The 21,970-nt window shown below is 71.4% G+C and carries 18 protein-coding genes; 10 read left to right on the top strand and 8 right to left on the bottom strand.

What is annotated here, in order from left to right; translation table 11 throughout:
- The first annotated feature begins 6 nt into the window (after positions 1-6).
- Positions 7-402: an arsenate reductase ArsC gene (locus tag EDF28_RS17055; RefSeq protein WP_123939128.1), complete on the top strand. Its 396-nt coding sequence runs from the start codon at positions 7-9 to the stop codon at positions 400-402.
- A gap of 4 nt (positions 403-406) precedes the next feature.
- On the opposite strand, the gene EDF28_RS17060 is transcribed toward EDF28_RS17055, so the two are convergent.
- Positions 407-676: a hypothetical protein gene (locus EDF28_RS17060; protein ID WP_123294645.1), complete on the bottom strand. Its 270-nt coding sequence runs from the start codon at positions 674-676 to the stop codon at positions 407-409.
- Between the two features lie 98 nt (positions 677-774).
- Here EDF28_RS17060 and EDF28_RS17065 point away from each other — a divergent pair, with 98 nt between their 5' ends.
- The gene (locus tag EDF28_RS17065) at positions 775-1,647 is read left to right on the top strand and encodes a DUF808 domain-containing protein (RefSeq protein ID WP_123294644.1); all 873 of its coding nucleotides are present in this window, start codon (positions 775-777) and stop codon (positions 1,645-1,647) included.
- 119 nt (positions 1,648-1,766) lie between these two features.
- Positions 1,767-2,201, top strand: coding sequence for a VOC family protein (locus EDF28_RS17070; protein WP_123939129.1), 435 nt, complete (start codon positions 1,767-1,769; stop codon positions 2,199-2,201).
- Positions 2,202-2,220: 19 nt separating this feature from the next.
- Here EDF28_RS17070 and EDF28_RS17075 read toward each other — a convergent pair whose 3' ends face one another.
- Entirely contained in the window at positions 2,221-3,174 is a 954-nt protein-coding gene (locus EDF28_RS17075) for a manganese catalase family protein (RefSeq protein WP_123939130.1), read from the bottom strand.
- Positions 3,175-3,311: 137 nt separating this feature from the next.
- Between EDF28_RS17075 and EDF28_RS17080 the strand changes: the two genes are divergently transcribed.
- From EDF28_RS17080 to EDF28_RS17090, 3 genes are all read left to right on the top strand, one after another.
- Complete coding sequence (locus EDF28_RS17080; protein WP_123939131.1) at positions 3,312-4,697, top strand: FAD-binding oxidoreductase; 1,386 nt, start codon at positions 3,312-3,314, stop codon at positions 4,695-4,697.
- A gap of 279 nt (positions 4,698-4,976) precedes the next feature.
- On the top strand, positions 4,977-5,657 hold the full coding sequence (locus EDF28_RS17085; RefSeq protein ID WP_123939132.1) for a hypothetical protein: 681 nt from the start codon (positions 4,977-4,979) through the stop codon (positions 5,655-5,657).
- A 94-nt stretch (positions 5,658-5,751) separates the two neighbouring features.
- On the top strand, positions 5,752-8,178 hold the full coding sequence (locus EDF28_RS17090) for an excinuclease ABC subunit UvrA (protein WP_123939133.1): 2,427 nt from the start codon (positions 5,752-5,754) through the stop codon (positions 8,176-8,178).
- A gap of 301 nt (positions 8,179-8,479) precedes the next feature.
- Here EDF28_RS17090 and EDF28_RS17095 read toward each other — a convergent pair whose 3' ends face one another.
- The 4 genes from EDF28_RS17095 to EDF28_RS17110 form a co-directional block, all read right to left on the bottom strand.
- Complete coding sequence (locus tag EDF28_RS17095; RefSeq protein ID WP_123939134.1) at positions 8,480-11,581, bottom strand: choice-of-anchor G family protein; 3,102 nt, start codon at positions 11,579-11,581, stop codon at positions 8,480-8,482.
- A gap of 223 nt (positions 11,582-11,804) precedes the next feature.
- Complete coding sequence (locus EDF28_RS17100) at positions 11,805-13,790, bottom strand: potassium transporter Kup (protein ID WP_185094282.1); 1,986 nt, start codon at positions 13,788-13,790, stop codon at positions 11,805-11,807.
- A gap of 291 nt (positions 13,791-14,081) precedes the next feature.
- The gene (gene mtnN / locus EDF28_RS17105) at positions 14,082-14,792 is read right to left on the bottom strand and encodes a 5'-methylthioadenosine/S-adenosylhomocysteine nucleosidase (protein ID WP_123939135.1); all 711 of its coding nucleotides are present in this window, start codon (positions 14,790-14,792) and stop codon (positions 14,082-14,084) included.
- 91 nt (positions 14,793-14,883) lie between these two features.
- Entirely contained in the window at positions 14,884-15,780 is an 897-nt protein-coding gene (locus EDF28_RS17110; RefSeq protein WP_123939136.1) for a serine hydrolase, read from the bottom strand.
- Positions 15,781-15,854: 74 nt separating this feature from the next.
- Here EDF28_RS17110 and EDF28_RS17115 point away from each other — a divergent pair, with 74 nt between their 5' ends.
- The 4 genes from EDF28_RS17115 to EDF28_RS17130 all read left to right on the top strand — a co-directional run bounded on the left by EDF28_RS17115 (position 15,855) and on the right by EDF28_RS17130 (position 20,221).
- Positions 15,855-16,955, top strand: coding sequence for a VanZ family protein (locus EDF28_RS17115; RefSeq protein WP_123939137.1), 1,101 nt, complete (start codon positions 15,855-15,857; stop codon positions 16,953-16,955).
- A 207-nt stretch (positions 16,956-17,162) separates the two neighbouring features.
- Complete coding sequence (locus EDF28_RS17120) at positions 17,163-18,245, top strand: Fic family protein (protein WP_260155070.1); 1,083 nt, start codon at positions 17,163-17,165, stop codon at positions 18,243-18,245.
- Between the two features lie 156 nt (positions 18,246-18,401).
- Positions 18,402-19,418, top strand: coding sequence for a zinc-binding dehydrogenase (locus tag EDF28_RS17125; protein WP_123939139.1), 1,017 nt, complete (start codon positions 18,402-18,404; stop codon positions 19,416-19,418).
- Positions 19,419-19,423: 5 nt separating this feature from the next.
- Entirely contained in the window at positions 19,424-20,221 is a 798-nt protein-coding gene (locus EDF28_RS17130; protein ID WP_123939140.1) for a hypothetical protein, read from the top strand.
- Here EDF28_RS17130 and EDF28_RS17135 read toward each other — a convergent pair.
- Positions 20,114-20,776 (bottom strand): response regulator transcription factor, encoded by a 663-nt coding sequence (locus EDF28_RS17135; protein ID WP_123293819.1) that lies wholly within the window; start codon positions 20,774-20,776, stop codon positions 20,114-20,116. The two genes, EDF28_RS17130 and EDF28_RS17135, sit on opposite strands and share 108 nt — an antisense overlap.
- Entirely contained in the window at positions 20,773-21,951 is a 1,179-nt protein-coding gene (locus EDF28_RS17140) for a sensor histidine kinase (RefSeq protein ID WP_123293818.1), read from the bottom strand. Before EDF28_RS17140 ends, EDF28_RS17135 begins: the two co-directional genes overlap by 4 nt.
- Between the last annotated feature and the right edge of the window lie 19 nt (positions 21,952-21,970).

Genomic DNA, 21,970 nt, shown 5'->3' on the forward strand with positions numbered 1-21,970 from the left:
GGGCGCATGACCGATCGCCCCGCCGTCCTGTTCGTGTGCGTCCACAACGCCGGACGCTCCCAGATGGCCGCGGGGTGGCTGCAGCACCTCGCCGGTGACCGCGTCCGGGTGTTCTCCGCCGGCAGCGAGCCCGCCGACCAGGTCAACTCCGTTGCCGTGCAGGCGATGGCCGAGCAGGGCATCGACATCGCCGACGCCCGGCCGGCGGTACTCGAGACCGAGACCGTGCGCGAGTCGGACGTCGTCATCACCATGGGCTGCGGGGACGCCTGCCCGGTGTTCCCCGGCAAGCGGTACGAGGACTGGGACCTCGACGACCCGGCCGGGCTGGGGATCGAGCAGGTCCGCCCGATCCGCGACGACATCCGGATGCGGGTCGAGCAGCTGATCGCGTCCCTGTAGTCGGCTACTGCTGGTCGGACGGCAGCAGCGGTGCCCAGTATGCGTCCGCGCCGTCAGCCTGCACGGCGTCGCGCTCGAACCGGAAGCCGTAGTCGCGCACGAAGTCGAGTGCGGCGGCCTGCTCGTCCTCGGCGTCGTCGTGCGCGGCGTCGAACAGGTACACGCCGTGCCCCATCTTCACGCCCGAGTCGCTGATCACCGTGAGGTCCCAACGCCCTTCCTCGGCGCGTTCGATCCGCACGACGGCGGCCTGTGCAGCGGTGAAGTCAGCCATGCCGTCAGCCTACGGATGGCGCCCCGGCGGCGTTCAGGGTCGACCGCGCCCACTACGCTGAGCACCGTCACAGGCCCGGACGAGCGGAGAACGAAGTCATGTCAGTCGGATTGCTCGCCGTGGTGGACGACATCCTCTCCGCGGCCCTGAAGGCGAGCGCGAAGACCGCCGGGGTCGTCATCGACGATGCCGCGGTCACGCCGCAGTACGTGCAGGGACTCGCGCCGGCCCGGGAACTGCCGGTCGTCGGGCGCATCGCGCTCGGCAGCCTGTTCAACAAGTTCATCATCATCATCCCGCTGGCGCTGCTGCTCACCGCGTTCGCGCCCTGGGTGCTGCCGTACCTCCTGCTCATCGGCGGGACGTACCTGTGTTTCGAGGGCGCGGAGAAGGTCACCGAGTGGTTCGGTGTGCACCACGGCGCAGGCTCCACCGACTCGGTCACCGAACCGAAGCTCGTGTTCGGCGCCATCCGGACCGACCTCATCCTGAGCACCGAGATCATGCTCATCGCCCTGGCCGGCCTCGACCCCGACCTCGGGCTCTGGCCGACGCTCGGCGCCCTCATCGTGATCGGGCTCGTCATGACCGCGGTCGTCTACGGCGCGGTGGCCCTGCTGGTGAAGATCGACGACGTCGGTCTGCAGATGATGAAGAACTCGGTCCGCCGGACCCGTCGCACAGGAGCGCGGATCGTGCGGGCGATGCCGACCGTCTTCCGGGTCATCAGCGTCATCGGCACCGTGGCCATGCTCTGGGTGGGCGGGCACCTGGTCATCGCGAACCTCGCCGAGACCTTCTGGCACGGCCCGTACGACCTGCTGCACACGATCGAGCACGCGATCGAGGCAACAGGCCCGGTCATCACGTGGATCGTCGACACCGCGGTCTCGGCGGTCGCTGGTGTCGTCCTCGGCATGGTCGTCGTGGCGATCGTCCTCGGCATCGGTCGCCTCCGCGGGAAGCACTGACTGACACTTCTGTTCCGGCGTCGGAACACGAGTGTTCCGACGGACCACGCGTCGATCGACTCGTGGACCGTCGCAGAACGGGTGCGCGCGACCCGCGCCGCGCGCCTACCCTGGCGCGCATGGCAACGGTGCGACAGGTCCAGGTGACGTTCGACTGCGCCGAGCCGGAGCGGGTCGCCCGGTTCTGGTGCGAGGTCCTCGGCTACGAGGTGCCTGCTCCCCCGCCCGGGTTCGACGACTGGCAGGCGTTCAACGCCTCGCTCCCGCCCGAGCACCAGGACTCCGCCTTCGCCTGCGTCGATCCGACGGGCGTCGGGCCGCGGCTGTTCTTCCAGCGGGTGCCCGAGGGCAAGACGGTGAAGAACCGCGTGCACCTGGACGTCCGGGTCGGCACCGGTCTGGTCGGCGAGGAACGTCTCGCAGCGCTCGACGCGGAGAGCGCTCGCCTCGTCGCGCTCGGCGCGACGCAGTTCCGCCGCATGCTCGCGGATCAGGTCAACGAGTCATGCATCGTGATGCAGGACGTCGAGGGCAACGAGTTCTGCCTCGACTGATCCGCGAGCCCGCGCAGGTTCAGGCCACCGGACCGTACGTGCTCACCTCGACGGTGTCGAGCTCGAGCTCGGCGGTCTGTTGGATGAGCGCCAGCAGGTCGGCGTCGAGCCCGGGAGCGAACTCCTCGAGGCGCTCCGGAGCGATGAACGACGGCACGCCGGCCGGGGCCTGCTCGGTCGCCGTCAGGTCCGTGCCGTCCTTCGACGGTGACGCCCCGCGGAAGATCTTGCCCGCCTCGGACGCCCCGTCGAGGTCGAAGCTGTACTGCTTGCTCTGCAGCCCGAGGTCCAGGAGCTCCTTGACCTCCGGGAACCGCTCGGCGTTCGTCTTCGGGATCGGCAGCAGGGTCTTCCAGTCGACGCCGAGAGTCTCGAGTGCCTTCGCGTACGCGTTCTCGTGTGCCTGGTCGCGGACGATCAGGTACGCGACGGTGCTGCGGGCCGTGGGGTTGTCCGTCATCTCGTAGATGCGGCACTTCTGCAGGCGACCGGTGGACTCGAGCATCAGGTTGTAGAGCAGGTCGAGCGGCAGGTTGCCGGAGTTGTAGACGTAGCTGCCGCTCCACGGGTTGCCGGCCGCGTCGACCGGCAGGGCACCCTGGGCGCCGACCAGGTAGTGGTGGATGTTGCTCGTGTCGAGCGCGATGTTGAGCGGCGTCGCACCCTTCGCGCCCGGCTTGTCGAGCGGGTCGGTGAGCTTGCCGGTGTACTCGGGCGAGCCGTCGAGCAGGCGGGAGATCGTGGTGCCGATGAGCTCGACGTGGCTGATCTCCTCGGTGCCGACGCCCTGGATGAGGTCGCGGTACGGCTTCGCCGCCGGGCCGCGGAAGTTCATCGCTTGGAACAGGTACTGCATCATCGTGCGCATCTCGCCGAACTGCCCGCCGAGCCCTTCCTGCAGGGCGTTGGCCGCTGCCGGGTCGGGCTCGCCGTCGACGATCTCGTTGATCCAGGTCTGTGCGTGGAAGTACATGGGGCCTCCTTGCTCACCGCGACGGATCCGCCGCGTGCCTCACCGTCGTCCGGCGTCCCTGGCAGGCGACACGGGTCGTCCACTCAGCGCGGTATCGTCGTCGCCGCACCGCCGCGCCCGGAAGGACCCCCGAACCGATGACCGTCAGTCACGCCGTCGACACAGCCGCCCTCGACGACCTGCTCGAGCCGGACCAGGTCCTCCGCGACCCGGCGTCGCTCGAGCGGTACCGCCACGACGACGCCGAGTGGGCCGACTCCACCGCACCGCTCGCCGTCGTCCTCGCACGCAGCACCGACGACGTCGTCGCCACCGTCCGGTGGGCGGCAGCCGCCGGCGTGCGGGTCGTGCCGCGCGGCGCCGGAACCGGGCTGTCCGGCGGGGCGAACGCGATGGCCGGATCGGTCGTCCTGTCCCTCGAGCTGATGGACGCGGTGCTCGAGGTGAACACCGACGAGCGCTACGCCATCGCCCAGCCCGGTGTGGTCAACGACGCACTGCGGGCTGCCGTCGCGGAACACGGACTCTGGTACCCGCCGGACCCGGCGAGCTCGGCCATCTCGACGATCGGCGGCAACGTCGCGACGAACGCCGGCGGGATCTGCTGCGTGAAGTACGGCGTCACCCGCGACTACGTGCTCGGGATGACCGTGGTGCTGGCAGACGGTTCCGTGGTGGAGCTCGGACGCCGCACGGCGAAGGGTGTCGCCGGGTACGACCTGGCCGGCCTGATCGTCGGGTCCGAGGGCACGCTCGGCATCGTCGTGTCGGTCACCGTCAAGCTGCTCCCCCTGGCCGGACGCGACGAACGTGCTGTGATCGGGTACTTCCCCTCGCTCAGCGCCGCCGGGGACGCCGTCGCCGCGATCTCGCGTGCCGGGATCATCCCCGCAGCACTCGAGATCGTGGACCGGACCTGCCTGCGGGCCGTCGACGACTGGATGCACCTCGGGCTGCCGTCCGACGTCGACACCCTGCTGCTTGCCCGGGTCGACGAGCGTGGTGCCGCGGGGGACGAGCTCGCCGACCAGGTCGCAGCCGTCTTCGCGCAGGCCGGCGGCACCGACGTCGAGCGCGCCACGGACCCCGACGACATCGACCGGCTGTTCCAGGCACGGCGACTCGCGTACCCGGCACTCGAGCGGCTCGGACCGGTGCTCACCGAGGACATCTGCGTGCCCCGCAGCGCGGTGCCCGAGATGCTCCGACGGATCCAGGCGACGGCGGCAGCGCACGACGTCACCATCGCGAACATCGCGCACGCCGGCGACGGCAACCTGCACCCGCTGATCATCGCTCCCGAGGGCGACGAGGCCGCGAAGGCCCGCGCGAAGCAGGCGTTCGACCAGATCGTCGCGGACTGCCTGGCACTCGGCGGCACCGTCACGGGTGAGCACGGCGTCGGCCTGCTCAAGCTGCCCGGCCTGCGGCAGGAGCTCGGCGAGCGGGTCCTCGCGATGCACCGTGCCGTCAAGGACGCCCTGGACCCGGCGGGCACCCTGAATCCCGGCAAGGCGTTCTGAACCCACGTGGACGACGGACGGGAGGCCCGGTGCCAGCTGGCACCGGGCCTCCCTTCCGTCCGCTGGTCGCGTCCAGGGCGCGAAGGTCACAGACCGGTAACGAGGACAGATCGGTCCAAACCTTTTGCCGGAGGCCCCCGAATCACCTGCACAGACCGGGAAACACCCGGAGCGCTCACCAGCCGCACATTGCTGGTTCTCCACCCTGCACCAGGGTGTGTTCGGCGCGCACACAGCAGCCGCGCCGAGCGCGACACCTCAGCAAAGGAAACGATCACCATGCGCAAGAGCCTGAAGACCTCCATCACCCTCGCCACGACCGGCGCCCTCGTGCTCGGCGGTGCCGCGTTCGGCATCTCCTCCGCCCAGGCCTCCACCCCCCAGATCCACACGGTCTCGTCGTCGTCGTCGAAGATCCCCGCACCGGTCGCCTCGGTCCCCGAGGTCCTCGGTGGTTCCACCGCCGTGAAGCTCGACTCCGGCTTCACCGACGCCCTCACCGCCCTCAAGCTCACCCCCGGCGTCTCCGGAGATGCGACCCTGGCGGACGGGTCGGTGTCGTTCCCGATCACCGCCGGTTCGGTCACGTACTGGTCGCCGGACGGCAACTACAAGCCCTACGTGCAGGGCCTGCTCAACCACGACGACTCCGGCCTGACGTTGAAGGCCGGCGACACCACCGTGACGCTCGAGAACTTCGTCGTGAACCCGGGCTCCTCCAAGCTCTACGGTGACGTCCTGGTCAACGGCAAGGTCGCCGCGTCCAACGCGTTCCTGTTCGAGCTCTGGGGCGGTTCCCTCAAGCCCCTCCAGCTCGAGGGCGACAACGCCATCCTGACCGGCACCACCGTCCACGTCTCCGAAGACGCCGCCGGCCTGCTGAACAAGACCTTCGGCACCGACGCCGTCAAGCGCGGCCTGCTCGTCGGCACCGCCACCATCACCGCACAGATCAAGTAACACCCCGCACCACCGCACCACACGTGAAGGGCCGCCCCGGGCAACCGGGACGGCCCTTCACCACGTTCAGCAGCACCCGCCTACCATCGAGCAGATGCCCGCTCCCCGCTCGACCGTGACCGACGACCAACCGGGGCCCGACGACTTCATCCGCGTCCGCGGCGCCCGTGAGCACAACCTGCAGGACGTCGACGTGGACATCCCGCGCAACCGCATCGTCGCCTTCACCGGCGTCTCCGGCTCCGGCAAGTCCTCGCTCGCGTTCGGCACGGTGTTCGCCGAGGCACAACGCCGCTTCCTCGAGTCCGTCGCTCCCTACGCCCGACGCCTCATCGCGCAGGGCTCGACGCCGCACGTCGAATCGATCACCGGCTTGCCACCCGCCGTGGCCCTGCAGCAGCGCCGCGGTGCCCCGAGCAGCCGTTCGACCGTCGGCACGCTGACGACCCTGTCGAACTCGATGCGCATGCTGTTCTCCCGCGCCGGCACCTACCCGTCTGGCGTCGACCGGCTCGAGTCCGACTCGTTCTCGCCGAACACCGTCGCCGGAGCCTGCCCGCGGTGCCACGGACTCGGCATCGCCCACGAGGTCACCGAGGCCTCGGCCGTCCACGACCCGTCGTTGAGCATCCGCGACGGCGCGATCACTGCGTGGCCCGGGGCGTGGCAGGGCAAGAACCTGCGCGACGTCACGGCGGTGCTCGGCTACGACATCGACGTGCCGTGGCGTGAGCTCTCCCGACAGGACCGCGACTGGTTGCTGTTCACCGAGGAGCAGCCGGTGGTCCAGGTCCACCCGAAGCGCGACCGCGTCGCGAAGCCGTACAAGGGGCGGTTCTGGAGCGCACGACAGTTCGTGATGCACACCCTCGCCGACTCGCAGAGCGAGACGCAGCGGACCAAGGTGCTGCAGTTCGTCGAGTCGGGTCCGTGCGGCCTCTGCGGCGGGACCGGCCTGACCCGGGCCGCGCTCGCGGTGACGGTCGGCGGCCACTCGATCGCCGACCTGAACGGCCTGCCGCTCACGGCGCTGGCTGACGTCCTGCGCCCGATCGCCACCATCACGGACGCCGGCGCTGCCACCTCACGCGCCTCGTCCGGCGAGCACACCGAGGTCGCCGTCGCGATCTCGCGCGACCTGCTCACACGGGTCGAGGTGCTCGTCGGCCTGGGCCTCGGGTACCTCGCGCTCGACCGGGCCACCCCGACGCTCTCCCCCGGCGAGACGCAGCGCCTGCGCATCGCGACGCAACTGCGCTCCGGCCTGTTCGGTGTCGTCTACGTGCTCGACGAGCCGAGCGCCGGCCTGCACCCGGCCGACGCCGAGTCCCTGGTCGAGGTCCTCGACGACCTGCGTGCCGGCGGCAACAGCGTCTTCGTCGTCGAGCACGACATGAGCATCGTGCGGCGGGCGGACTGGATCGTCGACGTCGGCCCGGGTGCCGGGTCCGGCGGGGGCACCGTCCTGTACAGCGGCCCCGTCGACGGCCTCGCCGACGTCGAGGCATCGGTCACCCGACGGTTCCTGCACCCGCGCGACCGTGCCGACGGTGAGCGCACCGTCCGGACCCCCGTCGGGACCCTCGAGCTGCGCGACCTCACCCTGCACAACCTGCAGGACCTGGCCGTCGACCTGCCGCTCGGGGTGCTCACCGCGGTCACCGGCGTCAGCGGTTCCGGCAAGTCGTCGCTCGTCGGTGGGGTCCTGCCCGGCGTCGCGACGTCGCACCCGCTCGTCGACCGCGTCGTGCAGGTCGACCAGAAGCCGATCGGCCGAACCCCGCGTTCGAACCTCGCCACCTACACCGGGCTCTTCGACGCCGTGCGTGCCGCGTTCGCCGCGACCGACGACGCGACGGCCCGCGGCTGGACCGCCAGCCGCTTCTCGTTCAACGTGGCCGGCGGCCGGTGCGAGGTGTGCCAGGGCGAGGGCTCGGTGTCCGTCGAGCTCCTGTTCCTGCCGGGCAGCTGGGCGCCCTGCCCGGAGTGCCACGGTGCGCGCTACAACGACGAGACGCTCGAGGTGCAGTGGGACGGGGCGTCGATCGCCGACGTCCTGGGCATGACCGTCGACCAGGCTGCCCCCTTCCTGGCGTCGCTGCCGGCCGCTGCCCGCGGGCTCGAGGCCCTGCGCCAGGTGGGCCTCGGCTACCTGCGGCTCGGGCAGCCCGCACCGGAACTGTCCGGCGGCGAGGCCCAGCGCATCAAGCTCGCGACCGAACTGCAACGTGCGCGCACCGGGCACACGCTCTACCTGCTCGACGAACCGACGACGGGCCTGCACCCCGCCGACGTCGAGCTGCTGACCGCACAGCTCGCACGCCTCACCGACGCCGGCAACACGGTGGTCGTGGTCGAGCACGCCATGGACGTCGTCGCGAGTGCGGACCACGTCATCGACATGGGGCCCTCCGGCGGCGAGGACGGCGGCCGCGTCGTCGCCACCGGCACCCCCGCCGAGGTCGCGGCGTCCGCCGAGAGCCGGACCGCGCCGTACCTGCGGGAGCAGCTCGGGCTCTGATCGCGCGCACCCGGGGACGGACGAGGTCTGTGGCGGGCCTGCACCGCGCCTCCCGTCCGCCGGTGCGTGTGCATGTTCCGACGTTCCACGCGTCGATCAACCGGTGCCCTGTCGCAGGATGCACACGCATCTGCTGCGTGTGCATGTTCCGACGTTCCACGCGTCGATCAACCGGTGCCCCGTCGCATGATGCACACGCATGCACCGCACACGCCAACGCACACGCCAACGCACACGCACGCGCACGCACGCAGCAGCGCCCGCCGGGACGGATCCCGACGGGCGCTGCTGGTGGTGCGGACTAGGCCCGACGGAAGCGGCGGGCGATGGTGAGCCCGACGCCCGCGAGCATCAGCAGGATCGCGAAGGCGATCACCGGGGCCGGGTCGCTACCGGTGTAGGCGAGCGTCCCGTTCGGGCCGGCACCACCCGCGCCACCGGTCCCGGCGGTTGCCAGGCGGACGGTGAACGTCACCGGGTCGGACGCCGCCGAGGTGCCGTCTGCGCCGGTCTGGGTGGCGGTGATGGTCACCGTTCCCGGGCCGAAGCCGACGATCGGGGTGCACTTCCAGGTGCCGTCGGCCGCGACGACCGCGGTGCAGACGACGACCGTGCCGTCGGTGACCGTGACGGTCGCGCCGGGCTGACCGGTGCCGGTGATCGGCGGGTTGGGCGTCGTGACGGTGCCACCGTCCGTCGGCGAGGTGATCACCGGCGGCGGGGTCGTCGTGGTCGACGCGGGGTTGTAGGTGTAGACCAGCGGGTCGGACGTGCCACCCGGGGTCGTCACCGTGACCTCGACGTCACCGGCAGCGTGCGCCGGGGTCGTGAAGGTGAGCGTCGTGCCGTCCGCCGACACGCTGTCCGGCGTGATCGGGTCGGAACCGTCCACCGAGACCGTGGAGTCGTCGGTGAAACCGGTGCCCGTGACGGTCACGACCGTGCCACCCGCGGCCGGACCGTTGTCGGGGTCCAGCGCGGAGATCGTCGGGACCGCGGCCGGAGCCGGGTTGTACGTGTACGGCAGCGGCGCCGAGGTGCCGGAGCCGTTGGTGACGGTCACGGGGACCGCACCGGCGGTGTGCGCCGGCGTCGTGAACGTCAGCTCGGTGCCGTCGTCCGAGACGCTGTCCGGCGTGATCGGGTCGGAACCGTCCACCGAGACCGTCGAGTCGTCGGTGAAGCCCGTGCCGGAGACCGTGACGACCGTGCCACCGGTGACCGGACCGTTGTCGGGGTCCAGCGCCGTCAGCGTCGGAGCCCCGGCGGGTGCCGGGTTGTAGGTGTACGTGAGCGGGTCCGAGGTCCCGGCGTCGGTCGTGACCGTCACGTCGACGGGACCGGCGGCGTGCGCCGGGGTCGTGAACGTCAGCTCGGTGCCGTCGTCGGAGACCGACTCCGGGTCGATCGGGTCGGACCCGTCGACCGAGACGGTCGCGTCGTCGGTGAACCCGGTGCCCGTGATGGTGACGAGCGTGCCTCCGCCGACCGGCCCGTTGTCGGGGTCGAGCGTCGTGAGCGTGGGTACCGCTGCGGGAGCCGGGTTGTACGTGTAGTCGAGCGGGTCCGAGGTGCCGGCAGGCGTCGTGACCGTGACGTCGACCGTCCCGGCGTCGTGCGCCGGCGTGGTGAAGGTCAGCTCGGTGCCGTCGTCCGAGACGGAGTCCGCCGCGATCGGGTCGGAACCGTCGACCGACACCGTGGCGTCGTCCGTGAAACCGGTCCCCGTGACGGTGACGACCGTGCCACCGGCGACCGGCCCGTTGTCCGGGTCGAGCGTCGTGATGGTCGGGACCGCGGCCGCGTCGTCGGTGTACGTGAAGTCGAGCGGGTCGGATTCACCGGCGGGCGTGGTGACGGTGACGTCGACCGTGCCGACGACGTGCGCCGGCGTCGTGAAGGTCAGCTCGGTGCCGTCGTCCGAGACGGAGTCCGCCGCGATCGGGTCGGAACCGTCGACCGACACCGTGGCGTCGTCCGTGAAGCCCGTCCCCGTGACGGTGACGACCGTGCCACCGGCGACCGGCCCGTTGTCCGGGTCGAGCGTGGTGATGGTCGGGACCGCGAGCGGACCGGCGTTCGGGCCGACCGCAGCCGAGGCGAGGTTGACGACGGCGGTGCCGGCGGCCGGCACCAGTGCGACGCGCAGGGCACGCTGGGTGAAGACGCCGTCGGCGCTGGTCTCCTGCACGTTGGCCTGCAGCGACACGACGGTCGTCAGGGCGTTGGCGAGGGGCGTGATGACCGTCTCACCGAGGCCGGCGACGACCTGGTTGATCGGGGCGACGACCTGCGCGATGACCGGGTTCACGACGTCGAGGAGCTGGCCGATCGGCAGCGGGATCCCGGCCACCGTGACGGTGAGCCCGCGGAGCGACTGCGTGAGCTGGGTCACGACCCCCTGCAGCGCGGTGGTGACCGCCGGCAGGAGCTGGGTCGTGAGTGCCTCCGTGATGTACGGCAGCAGCTCGGTGTTCGCCGGCAGGTTGTTGATGTCCAGGCCGGCGTTCGTCAGCACTGCGGCGACGTCGACCGTGATCGCACCGGTCTGCAGGTTCGCCGTGATCGAGCCGTCGGCGCTGGTGACGTCGCCGGTGGCCGAGTCGAGCACCGTGACGAGGTCGGGCAGGCCCTGGACCTGGACGAGCGGTCCGAGCGCGTTCAGGGTGTCCTCGACGCCGTCGACCGTCGGCTGGAGCGTGCCGAGGGTGGTGCGGAGACCGGAGACGGTGGTGCCGAGCGCGGGGCTCGTCAGCGACAGGTCGAGTCCGGCGATGCCGTAGTCGCCCGTCTGCGCACCGTCCGGGCCGGCTGCCTGCGCGGCGGTGGCCGAGACGGCGCCGACCTCGAGCTGGGCGTTCGCGAGGGCGCCCGCCAGGTCGGCCCCGATGAGGCCCGACAGATCGAGCGTGGCGTTGGACTGCGGGACGCCGTCCTGGCCGCCGACGCCGATCCCGCCGGTGTTCGTGACCGCGCCGGACGCGGCGACGGAGCTGCCGTCGGCGTTGGCGGCGGCGTACTGGTTGACGGCTCCGAGGGTGAGGATGCCGTTGTTCCCGAGCAGGTTGAGGCCCCCGCCCAGGTTGACGTTGACCGCGTTGAGGGCGGTGACGTCGAGCGGGTGGACGTCGGTGTCCGTGGCCCCGCCGGTGTTGACCGCGTCCGCCGGGGTCACGGTGAGGATGTCGTCGAGGTTCAATCCGAGCGCGGAGCCGCTGAGGAAGCGCCCCTGCCCGGTCGACGCGACGGGCGCTGCCGTCGCGGGGGCGGCGGCGAGGATGCTGCCGCCAGCGCCGAGGAGGGCTGCGGTGACGATCGCGACGCCCTTGCTCCGGCCTGACCATCGGGTGGAAGTGGACGCCCGTGGGTCTTTCTGGGCGCGCTCGAGTACTCCAAGCCTCATGTGGCTTCGCTCCTGATCCTGGTGCTGGTCCGGCAGTTGGTGATGCTGCCTGCAGCTGTGGTGTGGTTCCGATGAGCGTAACCCTGAACGGGTGCACAAGACCATCACCCCCGAACGGGGGCCTGCGCTCTACGGATGCGGATGCCGATGCGGATGCCGATGCAGAACGCCGGTGCACGACGCGGTCAGATCTCGACGACGCGGTCAGATCTCGACGACGCGGTCAGATCTCGACGTCGCTGCCCATCGTCACGGTGCGCTGCGCGGGGAGACCGAAGCGTGCTGCGGGGTCGGCGGCGTTGTGCGCGAGGCCGACGAAGAGCTTCTTCCGCCAGGCCACCATCCCCCGGTTGCCGGGCATCGGACGGAGGGCCCCGCGGGAGATGAAGTAGGACGCCCGGAGCACTTCCTCCGGGTCGATGTCCAGGACCTCGGCCAGGCAGGCGGCGTGCAGGGCCTTCGGCAGGTCCTGGTCGTCCGAGAACCCGAACTTCACCGTGATGTGGTCGATGCCGTCGTCCTCGTAGCCGAGGTCGTCGCGGAAGAACGCCTTCGCGTGCGGGACGTGCGGCACGTTGGCGGTGAGCACCGAGACGATCAGGACGGTCCGGTGCACCACGTGGTTGTGCTCGACGTTGGCCCGGAGCGCCAGCGGCGTGGTCTCCTTGTTCGGGTGCGGGAAGACCGCCACCCCGGGCACCCGCGGGATGTGCTCGTGGTTGATCCGGTCGATGAAGTCGGCGAGCGACCCTTCGCGCTCCTTGCGTTCCTCCTGCACGAGCGCCCGGCCACGGCGCCACGTCGTCATCACCGTGATCACCGCCAGCGCGATGAGGAGCGGCACCCAACCACCGTGGATGATCTTCGACAGGTTGCCGGCGAGGAAGGTCAGCTCGAGGCCGCCGAACGCCACCGCCGCGACCACGAGCTTCCAGGTCGCCCACTTCCACAGCGGGCGGACGACGAGCAGGAGCAGGAGCGTGTCGACGACCAGGGCTCCGGTGACGGACACCCCGTACGCGGTGGCCAGGTTCGCTGACGACCGGAACGCCAGCATGATCGCGAGCACGCCGATGAACAGCAAGAGGTTGACCGCGGGCAGGTAGATCTGCCCGCTCTCCCGCCGCGAGGTCTGCCGGATCGTGAGCGGCGGCAACAGCCCGAGCTGGACCGCCTGGCGAGTGAGCGAGAACGCCCCGGAGATGACGGCCTGGCTCGCGATCACCGTCGCGAGCGTCGCCAGCACCACCACGGGCAGTCGCAACGCGTCCGGGAACAGCAGGAAGAACGGGTCCTTCGCCGCCGACGGGTCGCGCAGCACCAGCGACGCCTGCCCGAGGTAGTTGAGGACGAGCGCCGGGAACACCACGAAGAACCAGGCCTTCAGGATCGGCGACCGTCCGAAGTGCCCCATGTCGGCGTAGAGCGCCTCGGCACCGGTGATGACGAGCACCACCGCCCCCATCGCCACGAACGTGATGTACGGGTGCGCGAAGGCGAACGAGATCGCCCACGTCGGCGAGAGCCCCTGCAGGACGCCGGGGTGCTCGAGGATGTGCGGGACGCCGGCGGCGGCGATCACGACGAACCAGAGCAGCATCACCGGGCCGAACAGGTTGCCGACCTTGCCGGTGCCGAAGCGCTGCACCGCGAAGAGCACGACCAGGATGACGGCGGCGATCGGGACGATCAGGTGCTCCACCGACGGTGCTGCGGTACCGAGCCCCTCGACCGCGGACAGCACCGACACCGCCGGGGTGATCACGGAGTCGCCGTAGAAGAGCGAGACCCCGACGATGCCGATCACCAGGAAGATCACCGCGCCACCGCGACGCTTCGCGTAGAGCCGGCGGGCCAGGGCGGCGAGCGCCATCACCCCGCCCTCGCCGTCGTTGTCGGCGCGCATCAGGATCAGCACGTACTTGATCGAGACGATGATCGTGATGCTCCAGAACATCATCGAGATGACGCCGTAGACGTCTTCCTGGTTCGCCTTCACCAGGCCGTCGTCGATCGTGAACACGGTGCGCAGGGCGTAGAGCGGACTCGTCCCGATGTCGCCGAACACGACACCGAGTGCGGCGAGCGCCAGGACGGCGACGCCCTTGCGCGGACCGTGGCCGCCGTCGTCGGTGGCCTCGGTCGTGGGGGTGGTGTGGTCCGTCGGCTTCGACGGTTCCGTCGGGGTCTCGGAGCGGGTCTCGGTCACGCTCGGCACTTCCGTCTCCGGCCGTCCGGGCGACGGCCGCCGCTCATCATCGCACCGTGCGCGGGATGCGCTCGCAGGTGGCGCACATGCGTGCGCACCGTGGCTCTCGACGTGCGCCGGGGGCGGACGGGAGGCCCGTGGCGGGCCCGCACCGCGCCTCCCGTCCGACAGCGGGCCGGGCCCACATCCGCGAAAGCGACAGCGTGCCGCGAACTGTTCGCGGAGATCTGTCGCGATGCCGGAACGGACGGTGCCCCGTGCCGCAGGATTGTCGCTTTGGCGGGCCGGGCCTCAGGGACGCAGGCCGCGCACCAGGTCGTGGACCACGCGGGCGGCGCGCGCCGCGGCGCCGTCCAGGTGCTCGCGGAACTCGGCACCGTCGGGGGCGCAGAGGTCGCTGATGCAGCGCACCGACACGAACGGCATGTCGTGCACGTGGGCGAACTGGGCGATGGCGGCCGACTCCATGTCGACCGCGGCCACGTCGGGGAAGGCGTCGCGGAGCGTCCGGGCGCGCCCCTCGGTGACGAAGACCTCGCTCGAGCCGATCGTCGCCGAGCGCAGCGGCCAGGCGATGTCGGCGGCCATCGCCAGCTCGACCAGTCGGGCGTCCGGGGCGTACCCGGTCGGCATGCCGGGCACCTGGCCGAGGGCGTAGCCGAACGCGGTGGCGTCCGCGTTGAGGTTGACGTACCGGTCGCCGACGACGACGTCACCGATCGCGATGCCGTGCATGAGGCCGCCGGCGGTCCCGACGCTGATCACGGGGATGCCGGGTCCGAAATCGTGGAAGCCGTGTGCCACGGCGGCTGTCGCGTTCGTGAAGCCGATGCCGCTGCGGCGGACGGCGACGGTGGCGCCGCCGATGTCGAGCAGCTGGTGCGGGTCGTGGCCGCCGACGGGGCCGTCGAGGATCGGGACCCCGCCGAACAGGTCGGCGAAGGCGGAGACCTCTTCGCTCATGGCCGCGATGATGATCGCGACGGGAGTCTGTTCCTGCACTGATCGATCCTCGCACGGCGAGGACGCGACGGCTGCCAGCGACGGCTGCCGGCTACCGCTGCCGGCTACCGCTGCCGGCCACCGCTGCCGGTTACCGCTGCCGGGCGAGCTCGTCGGCGACGAACGCGGCCATGGCGTCGGCGCCGAAGTGGTCGTCGGCAGTGATCGTGACCACGGTGTCGCCGTCGGGGTGGTCGTCGAACAGCAGCATCTGCCCGTACGCGCCGTGCAGCCGCCACAGCTGCCCCGGACCGCCCCATCCGGCCATCGCGTAGCGGTGGTACCCGGGTCCGGTCCCCTCGCGCTCGACCCAGTCGGAGTGCATCGCGTCGCACCAGCGGGCGCCGACGATGCGCTGCCCGTCGACCACGCCACCGTCGCGGATGAGCCGACCGAGGCGCGCGAGTTCCTCTGTCCGGAGCGCCAGTCCTTCACCGGCGGCGACGTACCCGTTCGGGCAGCGCAGCCACTCCACGTCCTCGATGCCGAGCGGGTCGAACAGGCGTCGGGACACGAACGCGCCGACGTCGCCGACGCGGGTCTCGAGCACGCGCATGGCGGTGTAGGTGCTGACGTTGGCGTACTGGAACACGCGACCCCGCGAGGGCCGCCGCAGGAACTCGGCCGCCAGGTCCGGCCAGTCGGTCAGCTCGGTCGCCGACCAGGGCATGTCGATCCCGCTGGTCATCGTGAGCAGGTGCCGGAGGGTGATCTGGTCGACACCGTTCCCGAACTCGAACCCGGGCAGCGATGCGGCGATCGGTTCGTCGACGTCCACCAGACCCTCGTCGGCGGCGATCCCGGTGGCGAGCACGCAGACGCCCTTCGCCGCGGAGTGGATCTCCTCGCGCACGTCGGGCGTCCAGCGGTGCTCGGCGACGTCGTCCGCGGTGCCGCCACGGGTGCGGACGTGCAGGCCGTGGGCGCCGAAGCCGGTGTCGTCGACGTGCCGGACGATCGCGTCGAGGATGCTGGTCGCGGTGGTCACACCGCCATCCTCTCGCGAGTCGCGGCACGACCAGCAGCCGGACGCGTGTCCCACGGGATCCCTAGGGTCGAGGGATGACCTCCGCGACCCCTGCCGTCATCGCGCTGCTCGTCGGGTCCGCGATCGCGATCGCCGGACTGGTGCCGTGGGCAGCGCTGCAGTACCGACGCCGGGGCACCCTCGGCGTCGGCAACGCGGTGCTGGCGTTCGCCACCGTCGTCTACGGGCTCGCCCTCGTCACGTACACGCTCCTGCCCCTGCCCGACACCAGCGAGGTCGCGGCGATCTGCCGCGCCGCCTCCGGACCGCAGCTGACGCCGTTCGCGTTCGTCGGGGACATCGCGAAGGAGGGCGGGCTCTCCGGCCCCCGGTCCCTGCTCGCGAACCCGGCCGCGGCGCAGGTGGTCTTCAACGTCATCCTGTTCGTCCCCCTCGGCATGCTCGTGCGGCACGTGTTCCTGCACGGACGGTTCCTGGCCGGTGTGGTCGTCGGGACCGTCGCCGGGCTCCTGGTCTCGCTGCTCATCGAGTGCACGCAGCTGACCGGCGACTGGTTCCTGTACCCGTGCTCGTACCGACTGTTCGACGTCGACGACCTGCTGGCGAACACCACCGGAGCACTCGTCGGCACGCTGGTCTCCCCCGTGCTCTGGGTGCTCGTCCGGCACCGGGGCGAGCCGTCGTCGGACCTGCCCCGCCGCGTGACGATCTGGCGCCGCGGGTTCGGGATGTTCTGCGACCTGCTGGCGATGGTGCTGACCAGCGGCGCCCTGGTGTCGATCACGAGCCTGTCGTTCGCCCTCGCCGGACAGGACCTCAACTCCACGCTCGCGAAGGTCCTGCTCGCCACGTTCCCCTTCGTCGCACCGGCGATCCAGTTGATCGTGGTGCTCGCGTCCGGGCGCACGCTCGGCGAGGCGGTCGTCCGGCTCCGGCCGGAGCCCCGGCCGACGGCCTGGCAGCGCCTGGTGCGGTGGGCCGCGGGCTCCGGCGGGTGGGCGACGGCCAGCGCCGCCGCGCTGCCCTTCACCGGCCTGCTGGCGTTCGCCCTCGCCGTCGCGGCGGTCATCGGGCTGTTCGCCACCCGAGGGCGGCGCGGGTTCGCCAACGTACTGGCGCGGGTGGACGTGGTGGACGAGCGCGCGGCACGGGAAGGATCGACCGAGAGAAGTTAGCGAACCGATGGTGTTGGTTCTATATTCGTCGCAAGTGTTACCAACGCGAGCGGAGATGAACGGGTGAGCGACCCTTCCGGTGATCTCGAACGTCCTGGGTGGGCTGCCCTGCAGGATGAACAGCGCTCATGGCACGCCGTGGAGGACGACGGCGGCACATCCCGACGCGCTCGCCTGGCAGCACGTGGACCGTACACGGCTGCCGTCGTGCCGACCATCGCCAGCACGAGCGTCCGAGTGTCCCCGGACGTGCTCGCGGACGCCGCTGAGGCAGCGGTCGCGATCGGACGGTTCGACGCGGAACTCGGTTCGTCCGTCCTGCCGTTCGCGTCCATGCTGCTCCGCAGCGAGTCCGCGTCGTCGTCCCAGATCGAGAACCTGACCAGTGGCGCACGCGCGATCGCCGAGAGCGAGCTCGGTGAGCGCACGAGCGGGAACGCAGCCCTGATCGTCCGCAATGTCCGTGCCATGCAAGCTGCGTTGGCGCTCAGCGACCAGATCGACGAAGCCGCGGTGATCGAGATGCACGAAGCGCTGCTCTCCGATTCGGCGCCGCAGATGACGGGCCGCTTCCGCCAGCAGCAGGTGTGGATCGGTGGCACGGAGTTCAGTCCGCACGAAGCGGCCTTCGTGCCGCCGCACCACAGCCGCGTCGGCGATTCGATGGCCGATCTGGTCGGGTTCGTGCGGCGGCTCGACGTCCCGGCGCTCGCGCACGCGGCGATCGCGCACGCCCAGTTCGAGACGATCCACCCGTTCCCCGACGGCAACGGACGCACTGGCCGGGCACTGGTGCACGCGATGCTGCGGCAAGCCGGTGTGACGAAGAACATCGCCGTCCCCGTGTCCGCGGGGCTGCTCCACGACGTCGATGGGTACTACGAGGCGTTGACGGCCTACCGCGCCGGCGACGTCGACGCCATCGTGCGGGCGTTCACCCAAGCGGCCTGGTTCGCGGTCGCCTCGGGCAGACGACTCGCCTCGGACGTCAGCGCCGTGCGTGTCAGCTGGGCCGACGCCACTTCGGATCTCCGCTCCGACAACCGAGCGCGGGCCCTGGTCGACCTCGCGATCGAACATCCGGTCCTCAACGCCGGTCTCATCCAGGATCGTCTCGGTGTCGCTGCGCCGACCGCGTACCGTGCCGTCGAGACCCTGGTGCAACGCGGTGTCCTCCGACCGGCGAACTCGAAGCAACGCAATCGGATCTGGATCGCCGAAGCGCTCATCGAGGCGCTGGAGGCCTTCGCGGCTCGCGCCCTGCGGCGCGGTCCGGCACAGCGGCCCTGAACCGACGACCAAGCTGACGGGAGGCCCGTGGCGCGCCCGCCACGTGCCTCCAGTCCGATGACCCGGCGCTACTGCGATCGCAGTACGTGCGCAGGTCGCCGTCTTGGTCAGATGGTTCCGTCCCGAGCCGCCCGTGCTCGTGACGTGAGGAGCACCATGCGCACCGTCGTCGTCACCGGCCCCGGATCCGTCGAGATCCGCGACGAGCCCGTCCCCGAGGTCGGCCCCGCCGACGTCCTGATCGCCGTCAAGGCGTGCGGGGTCTGCGGCTCCGACGCCTTCTACGCTGCACGCGGCGGCATCCCGCCGCGTGAGGGGCACACGCCCCTCGGGCACGAGGTCGCCGGAGAGGTGGCCGCCGTCGGCGACGCGGTCGAGGGCATCGCCGTCGGGGACCACGTGGTGGTGAACCCGATGGGCGACCCACGCGGGATCATCGGCAACGGCGGCCCCACCGGCGGGCTCTCCGAGTTCCTGCTCGTCGAGCAGGCCGCGCTCGGCACCAGCATCGCCCTGGTCCCGAAGGACCTGCCCTGGCAGGTGGCCGCGCTCAACGAACCGATGGCGGTCGCCCTGCACGCCGTGAACCGGACCGCGCCGCGACCGGGCGACACGGTCGTCGTGTTCGGTGCCGGCCCGATCGGGCTGGGCGCCGTGCTCAGCTACAAGGCGCTCGGCGTCGGGCACGTGGTCGTCGTCGACGTGATCGCGTCGCGGCTCGAGAAGGCCCTGCTCGTCGGAGCCGATGCCGTCGTGAACTCGGCGGACGAGCCGCTCGACGAGCGCCTGATCGCCCTGCACGGCGAAGCACGGGACGGCGTGGGGCACGGCGGGAAGTCCGGCACCGACGTCTGGCTCGACGCCGCCGGGGTGCCGGCCACCGTGCAGACGGCGCTGCGCCTGGCGAAGCACCGCGCGACGATCGGCGTCGTGGCGGTGCACAAGCGGCCGGTGGAGGTCGACTTCGGTGACCTGCTGGCCGTCGAGCCGACGATCGTGACCGCGATGGGGTACCCGACCGAGATCTTCGACGTCACCGAGCACATCATCGCGAACCCTGAGGCGTACGCGCAGATCGTCAGCGACGTCTTCCCGGCGAGCGACGTGCTCGAGGCCCTCCGGGTGGCTGCGACCCCCGGGGCGGCCGACAAGGTCGTCGTCACGTTCGACTGATGCCGGTGACCAGGAAGGTCGCCGTGCAGTACGCCGTCACGGTGTGGCGGGATCGGCCGCGGCGCGGGCTCGTGCTCGCCGTGCTGTCGGTGCCGAGCAGCCTCGTGATGGCGGGGTGGAAGGTCGTCCTGTTCTGCGCGGCCCCCTCGTTGTTCCTCGCCGCGACCGTGGTCTTCACGCTCGGGGTCGCGGCCGCGAAGGTCTGGGCCGTCCGTCGGCACCGACTGTCGTTCGCGTTCGATGCGTTGAACGGCGACCGGATGCGGTTCCGGCAGGCCGGACACCGGTGGATCGGGGGTGCGGTGACCGCGATGTCCGTCGTGTTCGTCGGGTGCAGCGTGCCGATGCTCATCGGGAGGGCGCACCCCGTGCACTACGACCAGTGGGTGGCGATCGTCATCGCGGCGGCGACGTTCGCGGAGCTGGGCATCGGGGTCTGGGGTGCGGTGACCGCGCGCAAGGACGGGGAACCACTCGTCGAGGCGACGAAGCTCGTGAACGTCGCCGCCGCGGTGGTCCTGCTCGTGCTGACCCAGTCGGCACTGCTCTCGTTCGCGGGCAGCGCCGAGGACGCTGCTGCGTCCACGGGTGCGAGCGGGGTGTTCCTCGGCGGTGTGGCTGCGGTGATCGGGCTCGCGATGGCGCTGCGACGGTTCCCGGAAGCGCCGGCGGCGAGGGTTCGGCCGGCGGCGACCTCAGTCGACCAGGCCGGCCTGGAACGCGAACGCCACGAGTTGGGCCCGGTCGCGGGCGTCGACCTTCGCCATGGCCCGGTTCACGTGGGTCTTGACCGTGAGTGGTGAGAGGAAGAGCTCGGCGCTGATGGCGTCGATGCCCTGACCTCGGCTGACCATCACCACGACGTCGCGCTCGCGAGCGGTGAGGGCCTCGAAGCGCCGGGTCATCTCCGGGTCGACGGAGGACGCGGGGGTGCGGGCGACCTGTCCGATGAGCGCCGCTGCGGCCGCCGCGGACAGCGCCCCTCCGCCCGCTGCCACCTCCTCGATCGCCGCGACGAGCTCTGCGGGCCCCGCGGCCTTGCTGAGGAACCCGTTCGCCCCGGCACGCAGCGCCGCGAAGACGAGTTCGTCCTGGTCGAAGGTCGTCAGCATGACGATGCGCACCTGCTCGGCGGTGCGCTCGGCGCGGATCCGTCGGGTCGCCTCGACCCCGTCGATGCCCGGCATCCGGATGTCCATCATGATGACGTCCGCCGGGACCGACAGCGCCGTCTGCACCGCGACGAGCCCGTCCCCGGCCTCGCCGACGACCTCGATGCCGTCCTGGCGGTCGAGGATCGCACGGAGCCCCAGTCGGATCATGTCCTGGTCGTCGACCAGGATCACTCGTGTGGTCATCGTGCTCCGTTCGCGGTGGGCAGGCGGACGCGGACGACGAACAGCACGCCGTCCGCCGCGGCCTGGACGGACCCTCCGACGGCGGCGACGCGCTCGCGCATGCCGACCAGACCGAGCCCGCTGCTCCGGCCTGCGACGGGGTCGCTCGCCGGGGTCCGCCGGCGGGGGTTGCGGACCTCGAGCACCAGGTCGTCACCGGCGCGGGCGAGGGTGACGGTCGTCCGGCCCTCGCCGTGTCGGTGGGCGTTGGTGAGCGACTCCTGCACCACCCGGTAGACCGTCACACCGATCGGCACGGAGACCGGGCCGACGTCGTCCAGTCGGGCATCGACGTCGAGGCCGATCCGTTCGTACGACGCGATGAGTCCGGGGAGCTGCTCGATGCCGGGGGCCGGAGCCGTCGGGTCGTCGAGGTCGGCGCCGCTGCCCGACGCCGAACGGAGCACCGTCAGGACGTGCTGGGTCTCCGTCAGGACGTTCCGCACGCCGTCCCGGGCGGCATCCAGCGCACGCCGGGCCTCGTCGGCCCCGGCGGGCAGGGTGACTTCGGCGACCCCGAGCTGCATGCTGACCACCGCGATCTCGTGCCCGATGACGTCGTGCAGGTCCCGCGCGATCCGGACGCGTTCCTCGGCCACGCGGCGCTCGGCCTCGAGTTCCCGCGTGGCGACGGCATCGGCGGCGCGCTGTTCCAACGACGCCCGGTACTGGTGCTGCACCCGCAGCCCCGAGCCGATGGCCGCCGCGGCGACGACGGAGATGAGGGCGCCGAGGGCGGTCGGTACCGCACCGCCCTCCCCCGGCGCGAGGAGCGTGCCGATGACCACGCCGGGAGCGACGATCGCCGCGGCGCGGACCGGGTGCCCCTGCCGCGAGGACACCGCGAACAGCAGCAGCACCGCGCAGCTCCAGGTCACGATCGGCGACCACCCGGACAGGCCACCGAGCACCGGCGCGACCGTGGCGAGGCCGAGCGCCGTCCACGGTGTCCACGGCGCCGCGACGACGGCGAGCACGGTCGCGGCGACCGCGATGCCGGGCCCCGGGCCGGCATCGGCCGCGATCACCCGGCCCGACTCGATCGCGCACGCGAGCAGGACGACGGCGGCGGTGCCGCGGAACACCCAGCGGTCGTCCGGACGCCACGAACCCCAGATCGCTCGCAGTCGCCGCATGCACTCATCCTGTCGTGCG

The organism is Curtobacterium sp. PhB137, from assembly GCF_003814955.1.
Lineage (GTDB): Bacteria > Actinomycetota > Actinomycetes > Actinomycetales > Microbacteriaceae > Curtobacterium.

Bases quoted from the DNA above. Each gene is read 5' to 3' on its own strand.
- EDF28_RS17055 (WP_123939128.1), top strand. From the start codon at position 7: ATGACCGATCGCCCCGCCGTCCTGTTCGTGTGCGTCCACAACGCCGGA.
- EDF28_RS17060 (WP_123294645.1), bottom strand. From the start codon at position 676: ATGGCTGACTTCACCGCTGCACAGGCCGCCGTCGTGCGGATCGAACGC.
- EDF28_RS17065 (WP_123294644.1), top strand. From the start codon at position 775: ATGTCAGTCGGATTGCTCGCCGTGGTGGACGACATCCTCTCCGCGGCC.
- EDF28_RS17070 (WP_123939129.1), top strand. From the start codon at position 1,767: ATGGCAACGGTGCGACAGGTCCAGGTGACGTTCGACTGCGCCGAGCCG.
- EDF28_RS17075 (WP_123939130.1), bottom strand. From the start codon at position 3,174: ATGTACTTCCACGCACAGACCTGGATCAACGAGATCGTCGACGGCGAG.
- EDF28_RS17080 (WP_123939131.1), top strand. From the start codon at position 3,312: ATGACCGTCAGTCACGCCGTCGACACAGCCGCCCTCGACGACCTGCTC.
- EDF28_RS17085 (WP_123939132.1), top strand. From the start codon at position 4,977: ATGCGCAAGAGCCTGAAGACCTCCATCACCCTCGCCACGACCGGCGCC.
- EDF28_RS17090 (WP_123939133.1), top strand. From the start codon at position 5,752: ATGCCCGCTCCCCGCTCGACCGTGACCGACGACCAACCGGGGCCCGAC.
- EDF28_RS17095 (WP_123939134.1), bottom strand. From the start codon at position 11,581: ATGAGGCTTGGAGTACTCGAGCGCGCCCAGAAAGACCCACGGGCGTCC.
- EDF28_RS17115 (WP_123939137.1), top strand. From the start codon at position 15,855: ATGACCTCCGCGACCCCTGCCGTCATCGCGCTGCTCGTCGGGTCCGCG.
- EDF28_RS17125 (WP_123939139.1), top strand. From the start codon at position 18,402: ATGCGCACCGTCGTCGTCACCGGCCCCGGATCCGTCGAGATCCGCGAC.
- EDF28_RS17135 (WP_123293819.1), bottom strand. From the start codon at position 20,776: ATGACCACACGAGTGATCCTGGTCGACGACCAGGACATGATCCGACTG.
- EDF28_RS17140 (WP_123293818.1), bottom strand. From the start codon at position 21,951: ATGCGGCGACTGCGAGCGATCTGGGGTTCGTGGCGTCCGGACGACCGC.